This window comes from Barnesiella sp. CU968, assembly GCF_905219685.1.
Taxonomy (GTDB): domain Bacteria; phylum Bacteroidota; class Bacteroidia; order Bacteroidales; family Muribaculaceae; genus Lepagella; species Lepagella muris_A.
The window spans coordinates 1-2715 of sequence record NZ_CAJMXD010000383.1 but is presented as its reverse complement, the minus strand read 5'-3'; the positions used below and the strand labels follow the sequence as shown (position 1 = coordinate 2715).

Genomic DNA, 2715 nt, shown 5'->3' with positions numbered 1-2715 from the left:
TTAAGCACGTGTTTTTATTAAAATTTCAGGTGTTTTGAATGACGTTTTTCGGAACATCAAACTGAACACCCTACTTAGTAAGTGATTCAACTGTGTGCTGCAAGTCTTCAAGTTCTTCAACTTTTACCACATGATCGTCCAATCTCCCCATTAGAGCGGTAATAGTGGTCTCTTGAAATGACTTGGAGTCAGACATCATTCTTTGTAGTTGCTCTAATATATGATTCTGAGTTGAAGAATGAACCTCCTGTTTAAGTTCCTCAAACTCTCGTTTGCTTGTGAGTCTTACTGCAAAGATACCGCTGATTGTAAAGAAAACGAATATTCCAATAAGAAAAGCAATCAGACCATTATAGTAACTGGAAATATGTGAAGTGTAATCAGCGGGACTTAACAGCAATCCCTTCTGCTCTAAATCTGCTAATGCTTCTAAATGGGCGCACTGCAAACTATCCAATGCGTGATGCTGAATAGAGTCAGTTATACAATTGGTATTAAGCATGTACACGGGAGCAGTATTTATCGGATTAAAGATAATAAACACCACAAAACCTATAAGACATACAATTAGTCCTCCAGTGACACCACACCATATATTTTTAACCATGTAAATATCTCAAATTAAAATGGTAAATCATTTCCATATTGTTCTTCTGGCTCATGGGCCAGTTGACCATAATCAATATAGGAGAGATCGTGTAAATGATTCCGATATTCATCTTGAATGTGTAAAGAATTTAACTCTTTACGCCTGTTGCTACTCAATTGTGCATAGTTTTCATCTTGCTCTATACCCAAAAATCTTCTGAGAGATAGATTTGCCGCTATCCCGGTTGTAGATGAACCGGCGAAGGGATCGAGTATCCAGTCGTTTTCATCAGTGCTTGCGAGGATGATACGGGTTAGGAGGGCGAGCGGTTTCTGTGTAGGATGCTTTCCACATGACTTCTCCCAACGTCCGATAGCCGGTAGTCGCCACACATCTGTCATTTGCTTACCGTCATTGATTGCCTTCATCAACTCGTAGTTATACTTATGAGGAACCTTTGGACACTTACGCGCCCAAATGATGAACTCAGTTGAGTAGGTAAAGAAACGACATGATATATTTGGTGGCGGATTTGTCTTTGCCCAAGTGATAACATTCAAAATCTTATAACCAAGTTCTGTTAGAACATTCGCTATTGAGAAGATATTATGATGAGTCCCGGAGATCCAGATTGTTCCGTTATCTTTGAGCTTTTCTCTACATAACGAAAGCCATGTACTGTTAAACTCCATTATTGACTCTGGAGACCCGCCTTTGTCCCATTCGCCTTTGTCAACACATACAACTTTCCCCGCCTGATAGCTTATGCCTCCGTTTGAGAGGAAATAAGGAGGATCTGCGAAGATCATATCAAACTTAAAATCAAACTGTGGGAGCACATCAAAGCAATCACCATTAACAATGGTTAAATCTCGATTGTCTGATTTATAGAATGATTTTATCATCACTCAATAGCTGATAAATCCAGATTTGGAATTATTTGTGTATTGGTATAATTTTTCTTGTAGTAGAAAGCTCTTCTTCTGGCACGTGTAATTCCACCCTTTCCATCAGGAGCATCCGTTTTATCCTGATTGTTTGCACCTTTAGTTTTTGGTTCAAGATAAACTCCCATACTGCATGAAAGTTTATCTGCATCGCCGCGCTTGATGTATGCTTGAATTTCCTCCCAGTCTGTTTTGAAGACTCCGTTTTGTACATCGGAAGGATGATCAAGAAAATAATCAACGATTACATAATCATCTTGTTGTTTAGGTTTGCCATCTACCTTTGCAAGATAAACTACCCAAAATGTTAAGTTAATCTTACTTCTAAGTTTGGCTGTTTCCCATGTTTCTTTGGCAACTTCACAATAATTAATCATCTGGATTGCAGTCGGTTCTTTCGCCTTGATCGAGCCATCCTTATTCTTTTGTAATGGTAGAATCTTGATCTCACAGCCAATTTGAGGCAAATCGGCTTCATCCCTATTGTTGTTTTCTATACCAAGTAAGTTTTCGACAATTAATCCAGATGCGCCTTTTTTCATCCGACACTTATCTCCAATAAGAAGAGCTTCTTTTATCTGTCTTATTGTTTTACCTTTTGCATTGGTAACAATATTAAAAAGAGGAGTAAGAACCTCTATCGCTTTACTGCTAATCATTCTTCATTATGGATATTAGTTCATGGATATTTGTGAGATTATACACGCTGGGAATGTGGGCAAATGCCTCTTCGAGTTTGTTGCGGGCTGATTCCCAACCGATGCCATCGGTTATCCAGACGAACTCAAATCCGGGAACGGCATTTATCTTGGGTGCGAGTTCTGAATACGAGCGAGCCACTTCATTCAGCTTTGAGCCGCCTCCGGTATAGAAGTTGGCTTCGATGAGATAAGTCTTCTGAGGTGTTCGGATAACGAAGTCGAAACGCTTGTTATCAGCACCAAGAGCCTTGACTATCTCTGGGAACTCAGTGTAATAGACCTCCTGCTCGAATTCAATTCCGTTTAGCGTCAGGATATTTGCAACGAGTCCCTCCATTATATGACCTCCACGATTCTTGCGAGCATTGGAATCAAGTCCGACCTCCACTCCAAAGACATAATCAACAAGATTTTTGATTTGCTTGTTTTGGAATACCTTGGTGAGGCCTGTCTCATTAAGAAACTCCGTTACCTGTTC

General features: G+C 39.7%; 4 protein-coding genes. All 4 read right to left on the bottom strand.

Translation table 11 applies throughout. From position 1 onward, the window contains the following. Positions 1–70 precede the first annotated feature (70 nt). Positions 71–607: a hypothetical protein gene (locus JX312_RS11845; RefSeq protein ID WP_204458120.1), complete on the bottom strand. Its 537-nt coding sequence runs from the start codon at positions 605–607 to the stop codon at positions 71–73. A gap of 14 nt (positions 608–621) precedes the next feature. Further along, positions 622–1494: a site-specific DNA-methyltransferase gene (locus JX312_RS11840; RefSeq protein WP_204458119.1), complete on the bottom strand. Its 873-nt coding sequence runs from the start codon at positions 1492–1494 to the stop codon at positions 622–624. Next, positions 1494–2195, bottom strand: a complete 702-nt coding sequence (locus tag JX312_RS11835; protein WP_204458118.1) for a MutH/Sau3AI family endonuclease — start codon at positions 2193–2195, stop codon at positions 1494–1496. The genes JX312_RS11840 and JX312_RS11835 overlap by 1 nt, the downstream gene beginning before the upstream one ends. Further along, the coding region (locus JX312_RS11830; protein ID WP_204458117.1) for a type II restriction endonuclease at positions 2188–2715 on the bottom strand (528 nt) is incomplete at its 5' end. The genes JX312_RS11830 and JX312_RS11835, both read right to left, overlap by 8 nt.